The organism is Pseudomonas poae (genome assembly GCF_001439785.1).
GTDB classification, from domain to species: Bacteria; Pseudomonadota; Gammaproteobacteria; order Pseudomonadales; family Pseudomonadaceae; genus Aquipseudomonas; species Aquipseudomonas poae.
Genome location: NZ_JYLI01000025.1, coordinates 1 through 18670 on the forward strand (window position 1 = coordinate 1; position 18670 = coordinate 18670).

18 protein-coding genes and 2 pseudogenes are annotated in these 18670 nt (G+C 58.0%); 12 read left to right on the forward strand and 8 right to left on the reverse strand.

Annotated elements, in window-relative coordinates; genetic code table 11:
* Positions 1-865 (forward strand): DUF2971 domain-containing protein (locus tag TU75_RS23300; protein WP_060550273.1); only part of this gene is annotated, 865 nt, incomplete at its 5' end.
* A gap of 176 nt (positions 866-1041) precedes the next feature.
* Here TU75_RS23300 and TU75_RS23305 read toward each other — a convergent pair.
* From TU75_RS23305 to TU75_RS28220, 3 genes are all read right to left on the reverse strand, one after another.
* The gene (locus TU75_RS23305; RefSeq protein WP_041931524.1) at positions 1042-1290 is read right to left on the reverse strand and encodes a hypothetical protein; all 249 of its coding nucleotides are present in this window, start codon (positions 1288-1290) and stop codon (positions 1042-1044) included.
* Between the two features lie 167 nt (positions 1291-1457).
* Positions 1458-1922 carry a hypothetical protein gene (locus TU75_RS28215; protein WP_231981900.1) on the reverse strand — a complete coding sequence of 155 codons (465 nt, stop codon included), beginning with the start codon at positions 1920-1922 and terminating at the stop codon, positions 1458-1460.
* A gap of 63 nt (positions 1923-1985) precedes the next feature.
* A complete protein-coding gene (locus TU75_RS28220) occupies positions 1986-2354 on the reverse strand; it encodes a hypothetical protein (RefSeq protein ID WP_231981899.1) in 369 nt (122 codons plus the stop codon).
* Between the two features lie 236 nt (positions 2355-2590).
* On the opposite strand from TU75_RS28220, the gene TU75_RS23315 reads away from it, so the two are divergent.
* A complete protein-coding gene (locus tag TU75_RS23315; RefSeq protein ID WP_003238429.1) occupies positions 2591-2920 on the forward strand; it encodes a hypothetical protein in 330 nt (109 codons plus the stop codon).
* Between the two features lie 9 nt (positions 2921-2929).
* Here TU75_RS23315 and TU75_RS23320 read toward each other — a convergent pair whose 3' ends face one another.
* Positions 2930-3565, reverse strand: coding sequence for a LysE family translocator (locus TU75_RS23320; RefSeq protein WP_060550274.1), 636 nt, complete (start codon positions 3563-3565; stop codon positions 2930-2932).
* Between the two features lie 154 nt (positions 3566-3719).
* Between TU75_RS23320 and TU75_RS23325 the strand changes: the two genes are divergently transcribed.
* The 4 genes and pseudogenes from TU75_RS23325 (at position 3720) to TU75_RS27110 (ending at position 6492) form a co-directional block, all read left to right on the forward strand.
* The gene (locus TU75_RS23325; protein ID WP_057007296.1) at positions 3720-4091 is read left to right on the forward strand and encodes a PH domain-containing protein; all 372 of its coding nucleotides are present in this window, start codon (positions 3720-3722) and stop codon (positions 4089-4091) included.
* A 332-nt stretch (positions 4092-4423) separates the two neighbouring features.
* Positions 4424-5579 (forward strand): annotated as a pseudogene (locus TU75_RS23330) (S-type pyocin domain-containing protein).
* A gap of 7 nt (positions 5580-5586) precedes the next feature.
* Positions 5587-5844 (forward strand): colicin E3-like toxin immunity protein, encoded by a 258-nt coding sequence (locus TU75_RS23335; RefSeq protein ID WP_003238422.1) that lies wholly within the window; start codon positions 5587-5589, stop codon positions 5842-5844.
* A gap of 24 nt (positions 5845-5868) precedes the next feature.
* Positions 5869-6492, forward strand: coding sequence for a DUF3916 domain-containing protein (locus tag TU75_RS27110; RefSeq protein WP_082630543.1), 624 nt, complete (start codon positions 5869-5871; stop codon positions 6490-6492).
* Here TU75_RS27110 and TU75_RS28225 read toward each other — a convergent pair.
* From TU75_RS28225 to TU75_RS23360, 3 genes and pseudogenes are all read right to left on the reverse strand, one after another.
* Positions 6489-6982 (reverse strand): annotated as a pseudogene (locus TU75_RS28225) (sensor histidine kinase); the annotation flags it as partial. The gene TU75_RS27110 and the pseudogene TU75_RS28225 overlap by 4 nt on opposite strands.
* Positions 6983-7088: 106 nt before the next feature.
* A complete protein-coding gene (locus tag TU75_RS23355) occupies positions 7089-9134 on the reverse strand; it encodes a Rho GTPase-activating protein (protein WP_003238414.1) in 2046 nt (681 codons plus the stop codon).
* Positions 9135-9176: 42 nt separating this feature from the next.
* On the reverse strand, positions 9177-9551 hold the full coding sequence (locus TU75_RS23360; protein WP_060550277.1) for a c-type cytochrome: 375 nt from the start codon (positions 9549-9551) through the stop codon (positions 9177-9179).
* Between the two features lie 217 nt (positions 9552-9768).
* Here TU75_RS23360 and TU75_RS23365 point away from each other — a divergent pair, with 217 nt between their 5' ends.
* From TU75_RS23365 to TU75_RS23390, 6 genes are all read left to right on the forward strand, one after another.
* Complete coding sequence (locus tag TU75_RS23365; RefSeq protein ID WP_015372925.1) at positions 9769-10149, forward strand: response regulator; 381 nt, start codon at positions 9769-9771, stop codon at positions 10147-10149.
* Positions 10150-10344: 195 nt separating this feature from the next.
* Entirely contained in the window at positions 10345-10959 is a 615-nt protein-coding gene (locus TU75_RS23370) for a biliverdin-producing heme oxygenase (protein WP_060550278.1), read from the forward strand.
* On the forward strand, positions 10956-13199 hold the full coding sequence (locus TU75_RS23375) for an ATP-binding protein (RefSeq protein WP_060550279.1): 2244 nt from the start codon (positions 10956-10958) through the stop codon (positions 13197-13199). The genes TU75_RS23370 and TU75_RS23375 overlap by 4 nt, the downstream gene beginning before the upstream one ends.
* An 81-nt stretch (positions 13200-13280) precedes the next feature.
* Positions 13281-15176: an alkaline phosphatase D family protein gene (locus TU75_RS23380; protein WP_060550280.1), complete on the forward strand. Its 1896-nt coding sequence runs from the start codon at positions 13281-13283 to the stop codon at positions 15174-15176.
* Positions 15177-15371: 195 nt separating this feature from the next.
* On the forward strand, positions 15372-16385 hold the full coding sequence (locus TU75_RS23385; protein ID WP_060550281.1) for a sensor domain-containing diguanylate cyclase: 1014 nt from the start codon (positions 15372-15374) through the stop codon (positions 16383-16385).
* A 156-nt stretch (positions 16386-16541) separates the two neighbouring features.
* On the forward strand, positions 16542-17246 hold the full coding sequence (locus TU75_RS23390; protein ID WP_060550282.1) for a hypothetical protein: 705 nt from the start codon (positions 16542-16544) through the stop codon (positions 17244-17246).
* Between the two features lie 254 nt (positions 17247-17500).
* Here TU75_RS23390 and ptaA read toward each other — a convergent pair whose 3' ends face one another.
* Positions 17501-18595, reverse strand: coding sequence for a pyoverdine biosynthesis transaminase PtaA (gene ptaA / locus TU75_RS23395; RefSeq protein WP_060550283.1), 1095 nt, complete (start codon positions 18593-18595; stop codon positions 17501-17503).
* Between the last annotated feature and the right edge of the window lie 75 nt (positions 18596-18670).

Sequence of the window (18670 nt, forward strand, 5' to 3'; positions counted from 1 at the left end):
CGCGAACCATGGCCAGTTTTTGCTCCGGGCTCCAGCGGCGCCGCCGCTCCTGGCCCAAAAGCTCCCCACTCTTGTCGTTGCTATTAGTCATAAACATAACCGTTTGCCTATCCCTTATCGTAAGGGGGAAACGGTGTCCTGTCTTTCATGGGGCTCGTTCAAAAACCTCCTACCACAGCTGATTGCAGATACGGTTGCAGAACTACCGCACCATCAACGGCATCTAGTCACCGAAGCTCAGGTTGAGGCGGTAGTGCGTGCGCAAATGGTCTCAAGGGACGTTGGTTTCGTCAGTACCATCAAGAGGCTAATGCCTGATCTACACGCGCGCTTCAACAGTGAGATGGAAAAACGAATCGGCATCCTTTGTTTAACGGAGGCACCTGACGATCTCTTGATGTGGGCACATTACGCTTGCTCTCATGAAGGGTTCGCAATCGAATTTGATCCAGAAGCGCTCTTCTTCCACCAGCGACGCACCAAAAAAGATGAGCTCAGACACCTGAGGCCTGTCCATTACTCGAACATCCGGCCATCACTTACATTTGATAAGGCAGACATGAAAGCCTTGCTCACGAAAAGTGAACACTGGGCATACGAGCGAGAGTGGCGAATGATGGTTGACTTGAGCGACGCATCTACAGTTTTGAATTTCGGCGGAAAAAGCTTCCATCTATTCGCTTTCCCAACCTCTAGCATCAAATCTGTAATCCTTGGTTCAAGGATGCCAAAAGAAACAAGGCAGGAGATTTTAAGCCTGATCCGTGGAAGTGCTGACCTTGAGCACATCACTTGCTACCAGGCTTCGATTGATGAAAATTTTTTCAGAGTTAACATCAATCCCGCAGAAGGTCCGGTTCAGTGACAAGCGTTGTGTATCCCTAGCTGTATCCCTAACTGGATAATCTGCCTACAAGCAGCGTTTTATATGGAACGCACGAGTCTCCCTCGGGCACCATCTTAAAAAAAGACCTTGAAATTCAAGGTCTTTTTTTTCGTCTGCAGGAAAGTGAATGGTCAGGCCTTAAAACCTGCCAGCTGTCACTTTTTCTTCTTGGCAGGCTTTTCCGCCTTCTCTGCCTTCTTGGCCTTTTCCGGCTTGCTATCCGCCTTCTTCACAGCTTTCTTCGGCTCAGCATCTTTTTTCTTGTCTTTCTTCTCGGAAGATTTCGAAAGGGTCGCGGCCGCTGCTGATTTTTTTGCCGGTGATGACTTCTTGTCTTTCAATTCCTTACTGGCTTTCGAAGACTCGCCTTTGCTTTTCTTCTCGTCTTTAGCCACGTTGACCACCTCTCGAAGGATGCCGGTATTGGCACGCCGCCTGGGGAATTATCCACAGGCTAATCATTAGGCGAGCGTGCCCAAAAGCGGTTCCATTTTTTTGCTGCCGAGAGGGGTGGAACCCGATCGCCCCTGCAGAGCGGTGGGTGAGAGTGTCTCAACAGGGTAATCTCGGCTCAGACCAGCTCGCGCGCTGGCTCTTGTGCGGCAAACAACGCATCAAGCGTGTTTAGAAACACGTCATGGCTCAAGATCCCCGTGGCAATCGTCGACAGCACCACTTTGCCGCTCTCGTCCTTGATCACCACATTTTCAGTCCAGGCATTGAGGTCGACGGTACGCAACGATGCCATCGACACGTTCTCGCCCTTGTAGTGTAAAAACGTACGGCTGACGAGAATCGGCGAGGTGGTGATTTTCAGAAAATTGCCGCTCACTCGCTTGCCCCAGACCTGTCCTGAATTGATGCAGTTGAACGTCACCGACCCGCCCGCCTCCAGCGTCGCGACCACTGCCGGCATGCGCGCGAGTACGTGACGCTCACGTACCAGTTGCTGGAATTGGTAAAAGCCCTTGAGGCCTTCGATCACGCGGTGAAACGGCTCGGACGCATTACGGCGATAGGCCAGATTGGTGATCATGCCGGTCATCGCGGTTTGCCCGGAGCCGAACAGGTACAGGTCTTCGATATCGGCAAATGCGGTTTAGTGGCGCTGATCGTTGACGATACGCTCGATGCCCAGCTCGAACACGTTGTAGACCGGTGCGCGCAGTCTCTTGTGCCAGGCGTAGGCCGCAAACACGCCCAATGCGATCACCGCGAGCAAGGCGCTGGTGGCGTAGATCAGCGTCTGTGGGCTGCTGAAGCTGAATGACAGGCCGCGGGAAGTCTCGCCGGCTAAGGGGCCTTCACTGCCTGCGGGCAAAATGGTTCCCAGGTACAGCACAAACACGGCGAGGCCCAACAGCACGACGCCAAAGATCAAACTGAACATCAGAAAGCCTTTGCCGTGACGGAAGCTGGCAATCAGTTCGCCGGTGGCCGAAGGTGCCTGGGTGGGAGATGGCTGCATGGTAGTTGCGTCCTTTTCATGAAGGAGAGGCGCCGCTGTTAAGGCAGCGCGAGTTAGCTCCGCACTCTGGGTCTCCGAGAACCGGATGCATGGCGAGTTGGAGCATGGCTAATTAGTATTGTTCCTTGGATTGCCCTTTGCGGGCGCGCGAGCCCCGTTGTACGGCGCCTGGGTCTTTTTTTTCAGACACAGAACAGTGATCATCGCCCTCCTCCCAATGAACCAGGACCCAAACCATGGAATTGACGCTGGAAGCGGTTGCGCTCTTTGCACTTAAGCTTGTGCACGAGACAGACGGCGGCAGCCCGGTTTTGCGGGATGATCTGGTGATGGATGGGTATGAGCGGGAGGTGTTTGGATTACTCGTACGCAAGGGCGATCTCGCTACAACTCAGCAAAAAATCAGCGAGTGCATCGCGCTGGCCCTGGTGGCACTGGGCGGCCCGAACACGGTAATGGGCCGTGAACTGCAACGGCTGGCGACGGACGTGCGCCAGGCGCCTACGTTTGAAGCACTCACGGCCCCGCTCGACGCGCTCAAGCAGTACCTGAAAGCAATCCTGTGAGGTGGTCGCTTACCGCCGCCCCTCCACCACCATCCGCACCGCCAACCCCATCAACACCGACCCCATCACCCAGCGTTGCACCATCTGCCAGCGCGGCCGAGTGACAAAGAACACCGCAATCGAACCTGCCATGCAGGCGATCACTGCGTTGACGCTCACGCTGATGAAAATCTGTGTGAAGCCCAGCACCAGGGACTGCGCAAGCACGCTGCCATGACCGTTCGGGTCGATGAACTGAGGCAGCAACGACAGGTACATCACCGCCACTTTGGGATTGAGCAGGTTGGTGACCAGGCCCATGGTGAACAACTTGCGCGGGCTGTCCTTGGGCAGGTCGCGCACTTGGAAAGGTGACCGTCCGCCCGGCCTGATCGCCTGCCACGCGAGGTAGGCCAGATACAGCGCGCCACCAAGGCGCAACGCGTCGTAGGCAAAGGGAACGGCCATGAGCAACGCCGTGATCCCCAGCGCCGCGCACAGCATGTACACGACAAAACCCAATGCAACGCCGCTCAGGGAAATCAGCCCGGCCATGCGCCCCTGGCAGATCGAGCGGGAAATGAGGTAAATCATGTTCGGCCCGGGCGTCAGCACCATGCCGAGTGAGATCAGGCCGTAGGCAAGCAAGCTGGACATATCGGGCATTGTTTGGCTCCTGGATTTTTGTTCTGCCGGCGTGGAATCCTTCGACAGGGCCGCCATGGTAGAGCGTACAAATCCCGCGCGTCAGATACAGATCCACAAGCAAAACGCCATACACCGGCACCCGTTTGAAACACCACCCACCCAGGACAGGCAGATGATCGACTTCAACAACAAAGGTTTCTTCAAGCTCAAGCAAAACAACGAATACGCCGAACGCGTATCGGCGCTGCTGCTGGACGGCGAAGAAGTGGTCGACGCCTACAAGGCCATGCGCGACGGCGTGGTCTTCACCACCCAGCGCATCATTGCGGTGAACGTGCAGGGGATTACCGGCAGCAAGAAGGACTTCACCTCGCTGCCGTACAAAAACATTGTGGCGTACTCCGTAGAAACCTCCGGCACCTTCGATCTGGACTCGGAGCTGGAAATCTACTTTTCGTCGCTGGGCAAAGTGAAATTCGAATTCACCGGCAAGACGTCGATTGTGGAAATCTCACGGTTGATTTCCAGGCACTTGCTCGGCTGATCAGCAGGCTGTATCTGCACAACGTCGATCGAACGCTTGCCCCCCACAGACAGGGATTTTGTGGCGAGCAGGCTTGTCCTGCGTTGGGCTGCGCAGCAGCCCCAAAACCAGGCGCTGAGCCGTATCAGGTACACCGCGTTTTGCTGGATTAGGGGCGCTTCGCACCCCAACGCGGGGCAAGCCCGCTCGCCACAGAAGCATTCGGCGGTGATGGAAAAGGCACCGACTGGGCATCAGTCCACTTTTCCCACGCCCAGCAGCGAACAAAGACGATATTCGCCTCTTTGCCTACCTCGTAGGCTCACTCCCTCGCACAAGGAAGTGAGCCCTTCATGTCAGAGCGCTTTTACCCACCCACCGAAGAAGATTTACGCAAGCGACGGATCCTGACCCCGCAGCCATCGCGTGTGCCGTATTCGCCGTCTTTTGATTTTTTCGAGCCATCGCCTGCTCCAATACCCGAGCCAGCCAAACCTCAAGGCTGCGTTTTCATCAAGCCTTGCCAACTGCCTGACGGCGTCACTCATTACTTCAACCCGGCCGGGTATGTGCCGTTGGAGCTGATCAGGGAGTACGGCCATTTAAGCCTGCTGGGTGGACGTGAGGTGGACAGCCGAGGCGCAGTCGCCTTGCGCAAAATCAGCGGCAGCACATTGCCCGCAGGCTTGGGGCAGCTGGCATTGCGTTCAGCTGTTTGGGAGTCGGCGGCCACTGCCGTAGGGTCCGTCGCCGGAGGCCTGCTGACGGGGTTGGTGGCGCTGGCTTGGCCTTCGGCGCTGGGTGATAGCGCGCTGTACAGCGAGGAGCAGTTGCGTTCGATGCAACGAGCGCGTTCGCAGATGCGGTTGCATATCGAGCAACGTGAGGACGGCACGCTCAAAGGGTATGGGTTTTACACGGGCAATCATGCCGCGTGGCAGATGATTGATGTGGTGCAGTTTCAAAGCCGTGGCGATCAGTTTGTGGCGGATTTGGGTGAGGGCGTGGAGCTGATCTGGACGCCTGCGGTTGATCCCAGTGACACGTTAGGTATTCCGGCATTGGAAGCTGCGCCGCAGGCGCCGGTGATCTGGATTTATCCGCCGACGGAGAAGGCCGCACAGATTCTGGTGAACCCGATTTATCCACCGCAGTATCGGGATTTTATTCTGGTGTTCCCGGTGGAATCGGGGGTTCGGCCGCTGTATGTGGTGGTGAGTGTTCGGGCAGGGGATCACAAGTACCACAAGGCGCCTAACACTGAACAAATAACTGGCTTTGAAAACTTGATAAAAGCAAAACCCATGACTCCCAGGCAGGGAGGTGCCGGGCTGAGAGAGCGCTGGGTTGAGGAAAAGGGTCGGAGGATCTATGAGTGGGACTCACAGCATGGAGAGTTGGAAGTTTATCTAGCCAGTGATGGAAGCCATATAGGTGCGTTCAGCCACCTAACGGGTGAGCAACTAAAAGGGCCGAAAAAAAAAACGAAATATCAAAAAATACCTGTGAGGGCAACATGGGACTAAAAGTGAGATTGGAATGGTTCGACAGAACCACAGAGCGGCTGTGCGGAATGGAGGACTCAGCGGATTTAGGAGACGACTATTCAGTAATTTCCGAGCTTGGGCTGTCGGTGAGAGAGGATATCAATAACGGCATGTTTGAGCTGCGTCCGGAGTGGCTGTCACTGATACAGACACGCTTCTCTCATGAAATTGCTCTTTCAGAAAACGACTACTTCATCGCGTTTGATTACGAAAACGCAAACGAATAACGCAGACTTAGAGAATTCAGCCTCATGCGCAGACTGTCACTGACAAACAAAAAACTCCGCAATATCCCCAGGCACCTCAGAGCCCTTACCCGGTGGGCAAATAGCTTCGAAGGCTGCTTTTACGAAGAGTTACCGCCGCAACCCGACTACATAAACATAAAAATTCCGGTTATCGAAAATCTTGTTGAAGGTGAGCAAACCACACCGGAAATTCTGGCGCATTGTGCTCAACAGTTGATCAAGGTTGCAGGTCACTTGCTTGAAGCACGATCAGGCGATGACCCTGAGTGCTGGGTCGTCGCCTGCATCATGGTCCCAGACACGTTCTCAAGCCGAGTCTGTGTCTACACCGACAAAGCCCGCTATCTCGGCCACACTCAACCCTTCGACTACGAGTACTTCCGTCAAACCCGCATTACCGGCCGAAGCCTCGTCAGCGAATGGGGCTTGACCCTGCCGCCGGGCCTCCACGAAGTTGGTTTTTACTTCACTCATGAGGATGAAGAGGGAAACACCTTTGAATCTGAACATTGGTACTTCGGCGAAGTCAGCACAACCGATGAAGCCTCTGGTGGAGAGCGCTGGAAGTATCAAACCTTTAAATCCTTCCAAGCGCAGCATCCGCATTTGTTCGGTCCGTCCAACTAACTTGCCTTAACCTCACCCCGCGCCACCTCAATCAACACCCGATTCGCCGGCTCCGAAATATCAAACACCAACCGCGCGCACAAGCTGCCCTGCTCCCGGTTGTGCAACGCCAGGCGGCAGCCGATTTTGCTGGCGATCATTTCCACTATCGCCAACCCGAGCCCGGCACCATTGGCATTGCCACGGCTGTAAAAGCGTTCGGACAGGCGCTCTATTTCGGCTTCTTCAATGCCCGGCCCTGGTCTTGTACGCTCAGGCAGTGGGTACCTATCACCACTTTTACTTCGCTTCCCGGCGGGGAAAAGTTGAGGGCGTTGGTCACCAGGTGCTGCAGGGCAATGGCCAGCGCTATCGGTTCGGTTTCTACCCAGCAATCCTCGTTGTCTTCCAGCACCAGTTCCTCACCCTTTTCCATCGCCAACGGCGCCAGCTCAGCCAGCTCTTCGCGTACCAGCTCGGTGAGTTGCACTCGGTGGCAAACCGGGTTGAGTTTCAACGCTTGCAGGCGCTCACGTGTGGGCTGCATGAAAGCGCGCGGTTGATGCTGTTCAGAAATGTACGCGAACAACCTTAAGCGACCATCGACGCCAACGTCCTCAGTCGTACATTTTTTCCAGACGCCCACCTGACACCGAATTGGCCGCGGCCAGGTACTCGTCGAATGAAATGTCTGACAGCGTGTAAAACAGACTGCGTACGGGCGGCAAATCACTGCCGGGTATCGGATGGTTATGCAGGCGGGGTTTGACCAGGGCGCGGAGGATCTTGATCAGCGCCGGGTCAGCGGCATACGCGGCGAAACCGCGCTGTGCTTGCTCGAGATCGCTGTACAGCGAAAACCCATATTGATGGTCGACATCGGAACCGGGCTGCCCGCCAAAACGGGCCTGTGCATCCTTGAGGAAGTGCTTGAGCAGGTGCACATCCAACACCGGCACATCATTGCATGGGAAACCTGCATGGTATTGACCACTGACAATCACCAGCGGCATCACCACTACCTCAGGCAAGGTCAGAAGCTGCGGAAAATACTGGCTGCAAAAGTCCTTCAAGCCGGCTTTGACATGACGCGTTTTCTTAAGCGCCTGATTGGCTTTGCGAGCAATACCGTTTTTGTCATTCAGATCATTGTGATAGTCCAACGGGGTAATCGGTGCTCTTCGGCTCCTGAGTTCACAGACCACCAACAGGTTGCCGAACGAAAAAACCAGATCGATTTCCTCGGCAACACTTGCACACTTGAACTCGACCGCGCCCAACCAGTTCAGGTTGGTGAGTATCCTGTTTGAAGCGCGGCACTCTTCCAGAACCCCAAGAAGGTATCGCTCGAACAACTTTCCTCGGCGTTTCGGGTCGGGGTCGACCTCCTGGAACCAGATATCAAAGTTTCTCGGAATGCTGGCTGTTAATAGCGCGGCCACCGGGATCAAAAAGTCATCATCCACCTTGATCAACGGCCTCGACCAAAGGTCGTGTTGTAGGCTTTTCGCCTCGTAAGTCAGCACCTCGACCACCGCGTTCATCTGTTGGCGATCAAGCCCCATGCACTCGGTCAGCCTGGCAACCAACACTTCTTGGGAAACCCGTGGGCATAACGTCAGAAGGCTGTCCCAATCCGTCGGGTCCGGCTTATTTTCGTCGCGCTCCTTGAGGTTTGCGGCAAATACGGACAAATGAAGCCAGGCCAACAGCAGGTGCCTGCACTCAGGCGAAGTATCGCGTGAGCGCTGCGCCGCTTCGAACAACGGAAGCAAATAACCGTCGAGCATGTAATAGGGGACCATCCGCGCATAAAGCGCGGCTTTTTTCACGTTTTCGCTTAGATCAGACCACGGCACCAGCGACAGCCCGCCCTCTTCATCGCATTGGATATACCGCATGCCCGCCAGAAACTGGGTGATGATTGCGTGGAATCGCCTGAAGTCGCTGGCTATGTACAGCCCGGCAGCGCCGTTACCATGGTCGCGTCGATACTCATAAACGGCCTTGATCAAATCCGCTTTCTGGGAAGTGGATGAAAGCACCACGCCATTTTTATCCGCACAAAACTCCATGCCACCATAGAGCAACTCCTGCCAGATCCTCTTGAAACTGTGAGTCATCTGGACGAGCACGTTCTCGTTGAAAAAAAAGTCCATGGCACTCAAGGAATGCGGGCAGCCGTCAGGGTACAGAGCACGCAAGTCATTGCGATTCTGGTAAAGATCCCAGATTGGGCCGCAGAGGGAGTCAAGCCGGTGCATGTTGAGCTTTTCGGGCTCCATCCCGAGTTCGCTGTTGGTCAACAGAGACCGATAGGACAATATCTCTTCCAGAGAAGATGCAGGATTAGCCTCCATCATCCGGCGCTGCTCGGACGACATTGCGTAAAAAAAATGATTGGCTGCGGCGACATGTGCGCCAATCAGCGCGTCGTACGTCAATGCCAGGTCTGCATTGAAAGAGAATTGAACCCGCGCAAGCTTCACATAATTAAAGAGGTTATTGAGCCACACAGCGCCATTGAGAAAGCCTCGCTCCACTTCCTGCCCATTGCGTAACTGTTCGTATTTTTCGACCCAGTCCGTTACGACAAACTTATCGAGTTTCGCAGGGTGCGCGAGACCGTGACTGCGGGCTAACTTAAGGAGAGGCCGTTCCATCAGAATTCCTTGAGCAGGTTGCATCAACGCCGTTTTCCGTGACTACTTGGGTTGGAATGTTTCGAGGTACGACAGAAGATTTTCAATCTTCTCCCGATCACTGATCCCCCAGAAAATCATCCGCGTCCCGCTCACCACCGCTTTCGGGTCTTCGATATAGGCTGCAAGCTTGTCCCGCGTCCAAACCACACCCGAATTCTTCATCGCGTCGGAATATTGGTAATCGGTAGTGACGCCTGCGGGCCTGCCGATAATGCCGTTCAACTCCGGTCCGAAGCCGCCCCGCGCGCCTTCACCGACGCTGTGGCATCCGCCGCAGGTCTTGGCGAAGAGCTTGCCACCCGCTTCTGCATCGCCAGCGGCAAAGGCTGAAGGGGTACTCAGTAAAAGGGCTAGAACGATCAATGCGTATTTCATGGAAACTCCCCATCGGCGGTTACCGGCAATTATGCCTGTTGTCAGAATCCCATGCCGGTTCACACCGCCCGTGGATCGATGCCGGTGCCGCGTCTCCCTGCACGCACGCAATTCAGCCCCTCCAACCGACCACCCATCGTTTAAAAAACATCCAATCGAACCTAATCGACCACTGCCCACTCCACCTTACTGAACCCCTGATGGTGGAGTAAGGATCATGGCTCAGCCATCGATTTTGGTATTGGAAGACGACGAAATCATTCGGGCGTTGATGGTGGATGTGCTGGAAGATTTCGGCGCGGTGGTGACGTCGTTTCCTTCGGCGGATGAAGGCATGATTTACCTGGAGCAAGGCGACGAGCCCGTGGACCTGATTGTCAGTGACGTGCAGATGCCCGGTTTGCTCAATGGCTATGACTTGAGCCGCGTGGTTGCGCACCGCTGGCCCGAGGTGCAGGTGCTGTTGACCTCCGGCAATACCAGGATCGCCGAGGAGCTGGGCGGTTCGGTACGCTTTCTGCCCAAACCCTGGAGTGCCCGACATCTGATTGAATGCGTGCAGACGGCATTGACTCAACAGGGTGTTTCGATGCATTGATAGCGTCGCGACATCACTCAAACCGAACTTCGAGTTCGTTATTGCGGTCATTTAGTCAGCAAGGAGCGACTTTTCTGATCCGCCTGTCAGCCATTTCGCCTCGTGCGTACAGTTGGCTGCACCGAGTTGTGTAGAATTGTCGCCCATTTTCACGCGTCATTCATGGCCCACAGGCCCACAGTTCGAGCTTACTGAATGCACTCACAGGCCCATGACGTTGGTGCGCCACCTCTGCTGGAAGCGCTGCGCACGGGCACTGGCCTGCTGCACGTCGCACTGGAAAAACGTATGCCGTTTTTTTCCGAGCGCCTGGATGCCCAGTGGTATCGACGTCTGCTGCAGGCGTACTTCGGCTTCTATGCGCCGATTGAAGCAGCGCTGCACGATAGCGGCTTGATCCCCGAAGGTTTTGACACATCGTTGCGTGAGAAAACGCCGACATTGATCAGTGACCTTCACGCCCTCGGCCTGAACGACGCCGCCATCAGCGCCCTGCCCCGCTGGACCGATCTCCCGACTTTCGACACCCCCGCAGCCTGCCTCGGTGCCCTGTATGTGCTGGAAGGCGCGACCCTCGGAGGCCAGGTATTGCGTCGGGAGATGGCTCAACGCCTGGGCGTGGATGCCGACAACGGTGGCGCATTTCTTGATGTATATGGCGCCGAGACCGGACGGCGCTGGAAAACATTTCTTGATTACCTGGACCGGCAGACACTGGACGCGGCTGACAAACAACGCGCCGTGATCGCTGCCCGCTCAACATTCAGCGGCTTTGAGCAATGGCTCGACCGCCAGGAGGTACTGCTATGAAAACCGAAGATTTCGAAGAGCTGCTTGCCAACTGTGCCGACGAGCCCATTCGCTTTCCCGGGGCGATTCAGCCCCACGGCGTGCTGCTGACGCTGTCGGAGCCCGACCTGAACATCATCCAGGTCAGTGCCAATGTCAGCACCCTGTTCGGCCACACGCCCGAGTCGCTGCTGGGCCAACCGCTGCACACGCTGATCGGCGCCGAGCACGCCCAGGTCGTGCACAGCATGGCCGCGCACAATACGTTCGCCGACGCACCGCCCCTGCATGTCAACGTCAATGGCGCGCAGTTTCTGGGCCTGCTGCACCGTCATCAGCGCGTACTGGTGCTGGAATTCGAGCCACGGCTTGAGGACTTCCAGCCACGAGCGCTTGAGGGTCGCACCAGCAACCTGGGCAAGATGCTGCAACGCCTGCAATCGGCGAAAACCCTGCAGGCGCTGTACGAAATCAGCGTGACCGAAATCCAGGCGATGACCGGTTACGACCGCGTGCTGATCTACCGTTTTGAAGAGGAAGGCCATGGACAGGTGATCGCCGAAGCGTCCGCGCCGTCCATGGAACTGTTCAACGGTCTGTTCTTCCCCGCGTCCGACATCCCCGAGCAAGCCCGCGAGCTGTACCGCACCAACTGGCTGCGCATTATCCCGAATGCGGCCTACGAACCGGTGCCACTGTTGCCCAAGCTGCGCCCGGACATCGACCAGCCGCTGGACCTGAGCTTCGCCACGTTGCGCAGCGTGTCGCCGATTCACTGCCAGTACATGCAGAACATGGGCGTGCTGTCGTCCATGAGCATTTCGCTGATGAAGGGCGACAAGCTCTGGGGCCTGATCAGTTGCGGCAACCGTGAGCCGCTGTTGGTGCCGCACGAGTTGCGTACCGCCTGCCAGACCATCGGCCAGGTGCTGTCGCTGCAAATCAGCGCCATGGAGGCCCTGGAGCTGAGCCGCCAGCGCGAAGAAAAAGTCGACACCCTGGCTTTGCTGGAGGAGGCAATGAAAGCGTCGAAAAACAATGTATTCGACGGCCTTGCCCAATGCGGCCAGTTGCTGATGGACCTGACCTTGTCCGGCGGCGTGGCAATCATCGAGGACAAGCAACTGCACCGTTACGGCAACTGCCCGGAGCCGGCGCAAATCCGTGCCCTGCACCGCTGGTTGCAACAGAATGGTGAGCCGGTGTTCGCCAGCCACAACCTGGCGGCGCTGTACCCGCCGGCGGTCGACTTCCAGCAAGTGGCCAGCGGCGTGCTCGCCATGAGCCTGCCCAAGCCTGTGGACAACGGTGTGCTGTGGTTCCGCCCGGAGGTGAAGGAAAACATCAGTTGGAGCGGCGACCCGAGCAAGCCACTCAACCTGGAAAGCTCCGACGCCGGCATGCGCCTTCGCCCACGCACCTCGTTTGAAATCTGGAAAGTGGAGATGGCCGGCATTTCCACCAAGTGGAGCCACGGCGACCTGTTCGCCGCCAATGATCTGCGACGCTCGGCCCTGGAAAACGACTTGTCGCGCCAGGTGCTGCGCGAGCAACAGGCGGTGCGTGCGCGTGACGAGTTGGTGGCGGTGGTGTCCCACGACCTGCGCAACCCGATGACTGTGATTTCGATGCTCTGCGGCATGATGCAGAAGGCCTTCAGCTCCGATGGCCCCCACACATCGCGGCGGATTTCCTCGGCAATCGACACCATGCAACAGGCAGCGGCGCGCATGAATGTGCTGCTGGAAGACTTGCTCGACACATCGAAAATCGAGGCCGGCCGCTACGTGGTCAAGCCGGTGCCGCTGGATGTGAGCCAGATGTTCGAAGAGGCCTATTCACTGCTGGCACCGCTGGCGATGGAAAAAGGTATCGACCTGTCGTTCAACACCGAGCCCGGCCTGCTGATCAATGCTGACCCGGAGCGCTTGTTTCAGGTGCTGTCGAACCTGATCGGCAATGCCATCAAATTCACCCCACGCCAGGGCAACATCGGTATCAGCGCCATGAGCAACGGCGAGGAGATTGTGTTTTCGGTACGCGACTCGGGTGAAGGCATTGCTGCGGACCAACTGCCCTACGTGTTCGATCGCTACTGGACCCAGGCTGAAAACAATCCCACCGGCAGCGGGCTCGGCCTGTACATCACCCAAGGCATCGTCCAGGCCCACGGCGGCAAAATTGTTGCAGAAAGTGAGCTGGGGCGCGGCAGTGAGTTCCGCTTCACGGTGCCCAGGGTGACCGACGACGCCCACAACTGACCCGCAGGCGGATCGGGCGACATAAACGGCAGGGCCTGCGTTATCCTGCGGGCCTGTTCCTCACTGTGAGTCGTCCGTTTCATGCCTGAGCAGTCGTCGCTTCCTTCCGTCCTTGCCGGCCCCTTGCTGCGGCGCCTGGAACCCCGGCGCCTGGTGCTCTGGCTGGTAGCCAGCCGCGAGCTGACGCTTGTGCTGAGGCTGCGATTGCCCGACACAACCCTGGACATAGGCCTCGATGCGCATTGCCAAGTGGTGCCCGTCGGCCGTCACGCGTTTATCCACCTGATCGACGTGCCGATGGCCCACGCCCTGCCGCAGGATGTGAGCATCGGTTACGACCTGCTGGTAGACGCCTGTCCCATGGCCGAGTGGGCGCCCCATCTGCTGTACCCCGACACCGAATGCCCAAGCTTTGTGCTGCACAGCCGCCTGCACCAAGTGCTGCATGGCTCGTGCCGTAAACCCCATCACAGCGCCGAGGAAGGCCTGTTGTGCGCCGATCGTTTGCTGGCAAGCGCCCATTCCCCGGCTGAACGTCCGGCCTTGTTGATGATGAGCGGCGACCAGGTGTACGCCGATGATGTCGCCGGGCCGATGCTGCGGGCGATTCACGCGCTGATCGAGCGCCTGGGCCTGTTCGATGAGCATCTGGAAGGTGCCGTGGTGGACGACAGCGCCAATCTGTACGGGCATCGCGCCAGTTACTACCATCGCGCCGACCTGCTGCCGACGCTGGAGAGCAACCAGACCCTGCGCGAGCGGTTCTTTGGCGGCACCAAAAAGCCGATTTTCACCAGCAGCACCGCTGACAATCATCTGGTGACCTTCGCCGAGGTGATTGCGATGTACCTGCTGGTATGGTCGCCTGCGCCCTGGAGCCTGATCACGCCTGCACCGCCGCCGTTGCACGCCGACGAACAACCGCGCTACGCACAGGAGCAGGTGCAGATCGATCGGTTCCGCAATGGACTGCCCGGCGTCGCCCGAGTGCTGGCGCATCTGTCGACGCTGATGATTTTCGACGATCACGACATTACCGATGACTGGAACCTCAGCGCGCAATGGGAAGAAACCGCCTACGGCCATCCCTTCTCCAAGCGCATCATCGGCAATGCGCTGCTCGCCTACATGCTCTGCCAGGGCTGGGGTAACCAGCCGCAGGTGTTTGACGAACTGGTTCAGCAAACCCAGGCAATCGCCAACCATGCGCACAACAATCACCTCAACGCCGCCGCGCAGGATGGATTGATCGACACCTTGTTGAAATTCCAGCAATGGCATTACGCGCTGCCCACCACCCCGGCGTTGGTGGTACTCGACACCCGCACCCGGCGCTGGCGCAGCGAATTCAATCTCAAGCAACCTTCCGGGCTGCTCGACTGGGAAGCCCTGTGCGAGCTGCAGCAGACGCTGCTGGACCATCCTTCGGCGATCATCGTCTCGCCTGCGCCGGTGTTTGGCGTCAAGCTGATCGAGACGGTGCAAAAGGTCTTCAGCTGGTGCGGTTACCCCCTGCTGGTAGACGCCGAGAACTGGATGGCCCATCGCGGCGCGGCCCAAGTGATCCTCAATATTTTCCGCCACTCGCGCACACCGGGTAACTACGTGATCCTCTCCGGCGACGTGCATTATTCGTTTGTCTATCAGGTGCTGATCCGCCACCGCAACGGCGGCCCCAAACTCTGGCAGGTCACCAGCAGCGGCATCAAGAACCAGTTTCCCCCGCGCCTGCTGGAATGGTTCGACCGCCTCAACCGCTGGCTCTACTCTCCACGCTCCCCGCTCAACTGGTTCACTCGTCGGCGCACCATGCAAGTGGTGCCGCACATCCCGGAACATGCCGAAGCCGGGGAACGGCTGTGGAACTCGGCGGGCATCGGCCAGGTGTTTTTCAATGAACAGGGCGAGCCTGAAGCGATCTACCAGCACAATGCGGATGGGAGACCTCGGACGAGGATGGTCGAGCCACTGTTATAAGAGCCAGGGGGCGCACTACCCTCACCGGGTAGATGTGCATCCATGCCAAAGCAGTAGCCAATCGCCATCCCACTAAAGCAGCACACGCCTCCTATTCAAACCCCACAGCCCCCCATGTAAAGTGAGACCTGCCACGGAGTATCGGCGCCAACACACACTGGCCTTGGGCGCCAGCACACGCAGGGAAGCGCGCAGATGGACGATACATCCGGCAATGACCCCTTGGGCAACGACTTTTCCGACCTCAACGCCGACATGCTGCATGCCGTCATGGAGTTGGTCAGCGACGGAATCTGGGATTGGAACGCCAACACCGGCTTCGTCTACCGCAACCCCGGCTGGTACGAGATGCTGGGTTACTCCCGCCACTCCCTGGAAAACAATGTGTTTACCTGGGAGAACGTCATCCACCCTGACGATTACCCCAGTGTGATGGTTGTTTTCGATGACTACATCAACCAGCGCGCGCCCCATTACCAGTGCGAATATCGCTGTCGAAAAAAAGACGGCAGCTACCTGTGGATCGAAGACCGGGGCTATGTGATTGCGCGCAACCCCGACGGCTCGGTAGGGCGCATGGTCGGCGCGCACCGTGATATTCATTCGCGCAAACACTCCATCGAACAACTGCAAAAGCGCAACCAGTCCCTTGAAGCGCTGGTAACCGAACGCACCCGTGAACTGTCCCGGGTCAATCAACAGCTGCAGCTGCAACTGGAAGAGAACCGCGTCCTCGCCGAACAGGACGCCCTGACGCACATCGCTAACCGTTATCGCCTGGAGAAAGTCCTGCTGGAAGAATGCGAGCGTGCCGAGCGCTTCCGCCTGCCGTTGGCCTTGGTGGCCATGGACCTCGATGACTTCAAGCAGATCAATGACCATTACGGTCACGGCATGGGCGACGAAACCCTGCTGCGGGTGGTCGAGGGCTTGAAGGCGGGCATGCGCACTGGCGACCTGCCGGCCCGTTGGGGCGGCGATGAGTTCATGGTGGTGCTGCCCAGAACCACACTGGACGCGGCAAAACGGGCGGCCGAAGACATTCGTCAGCACATCGCGCAGATGCCCACCTTGCACACTGCTTGCGTGACCTTGAGCCTGGGCGTGGCGCAACGTCAGAAGGGGGAATCGGCGGCCGCGTTGATGAGGCGCGCCGATCAGGCGTTGTACCGGGCCAAGGCGGCGGGCAAGAACAGGGTTTCGGAGTAGATCGCGACTTTTATTAACGAGCCGGCGAGTTTATTTCGTTTGCGGCAAAGGCGCGCAACTGGACGAGTAGCACGCATCCGCCTTGACCTCACCCCCCTCCCCCCTGAAAATGCCCGACGCTTTTTTGTCTCCGTTTACTGAAGTAGTGAAATTTCAATGCCTGATTCCCACCTCAAAGAATCCGTAGCCACCTTGCACGCCAAGGCTGAATACGAAAACGCCATCAATCTTTCACAGCATGTGCCTGCAGCCAAGATCATCAGCGAGATGGTGCTGGACGCGTTTCACACCTCCAAGGAAAGCGACCAGATCCGCGAGTTGCGCGTGGCTATCCGCCAGGCTCATGACGCCTTCGACGATGACAAGGCCTATGACCTGATGGGCCGACTCAAGCAACTCAAGGACGCCGAAGCAGCCGACAACCTCGCCCTGGAAGACCTGAGCAGCAAGTTCTCGATCAGCCGCATCCTGTCCAGCTTCAAGGACGACCCCGAGTTTCAGGAACTGGTGTACGGCCTGGCCCTCAAGGTGCTGAACCAGTCGCATCAAGCCATCAGCAATCCGAGCGCCGGCAAGAGCAAGGCCGCACGGACCAAAAAAGACGCTGAAGTGTTCGTCATCAGCAAGGATGGCGTCAGCGTGACCCTGCCGCTGCGCACGCCGCGTTCCAGGCTCAATGTCGACCGTGAGGCATTCGAATTCCTGGGGTTCAGCTTCGCAGGTGAAGGCGATGAGGCCGAGCTGGAAGTCCAGAGCTTTGTGGATAATTCAGGCACAGAACAGCCGCTGAACCGCAAGAGCGTGATCACCGCGCTGCAGCAGCAGACGGCGTTTGCCGGTTACAGCATCGCCCAGCAGTAACTATGCGAGGGGATGTCGTGGCGAGCGGGCTTGTTGTGGCGAGCGGGCTTGCCCCGCGTTGGGGTGCGAAGCGCCCCCAATCCAGCAAAACGCGGTGTACCTGATACGCCTCAGCGCCTGGCTTTGGGGCTGCTGCGCAGCCCAACGCAGGACAAGCCTGCTCGCCACAGGGAATCTGCGCTTAACTGAACGGCATTAGGGCTTGCCACAAGAAGCCCACAGGGATGTGGCTGCCACATTGAGTCTTTGGCATCTCAACTGACCCGTTCGACCTGCGCTGCGAATACCTCGCGAAAGCGCGCCATCTCCCGCTTGTTACCCACCGTCACCCGTATCCACTGCGGCCAGTTGCTCCACACCCGCCCAACCAGCACGTGATGTGCCGCCAGCCGTTCAACCACCTGCTGCGCCGGTTGCTTCACATCGACCATAAAACAATTGCTCTGCGAGGCCGTGCAGGTGAATCCAAGCCCATTCAGCCAGGCGATGGTCTCATCCCGCGCCTGGGCATTGAGGGCTTTGCGCTGGGGCAGCAGTTTGATGTCTTGCAGACTGGCCTGCGCGCCCATCAGGCTTGAGCCCGCCGGGACGTTATCGCCGCCAAATATCGCCAGCCGTTCCAGCAGCGCCGGATGACCGACCGCCAGGCCCACCCGCGCGCCGGCCATGCCGTAGATCTTCGAGAAGGTTCGCAGTACCAGCAGGTCGTCGTGGTCGGTCACCCAGTTCACACAACTGGGGGCATCGCAGAAGTCGATATAGGCCTCGTCCACCACCAGCACGCTGCCCTTGGGTTTGTTTGCCAGCGCATGCCGGATCGCCTCGATGGGCGTCAGGGTGCCGGTGGGGTTGTTGGGGTTGCACAGGTACAACATGCCCGCCTGGGGGTCGGCGGCAAGCATGGCGGGTAGGTCGTGGGCATGGTCGGCGTTCAGGCTCACCTCGCACACGGGCGCGCGCCACGCCTGTGCTGACTGGCGCGGCACTTCGTAGGAGGGTGTCGCCATTACCAGGCCACGCGTGGGGCTGGTAAACGCCAGGACGGCATAGCGCAGGGCGGCCATGGAGCCGGCAAACACCGCCACCTGCTCTTCGGCGATGCCCTGCTGCTGGGCGAACAGCGCAGCCAGCGCGTACATGTGCGGGTAGGGATAACGCCCCGCCGCTGTAATCCCCCGCTGCATCGCATCGCGAGCAGAGGCTGACGGGCCGTAGGGGTTTTCGTTGTAGTTGAGCCGTACAGTGTCAGTCGTTGCCGGCGCGGGGCTGGCGTGCGCCCAGTTCAAATGCCCCAGCACCGGCAATGCGGCGCCAAAGGCGAGAAGGGAACGACGACTGACGCTAACCATGGGGTCTACTCCTTGTAGGCGAGTGCTGAATGCTCACTGTGTAAGGAAGTATGACGAGAAGCCGGTCGGTGGATT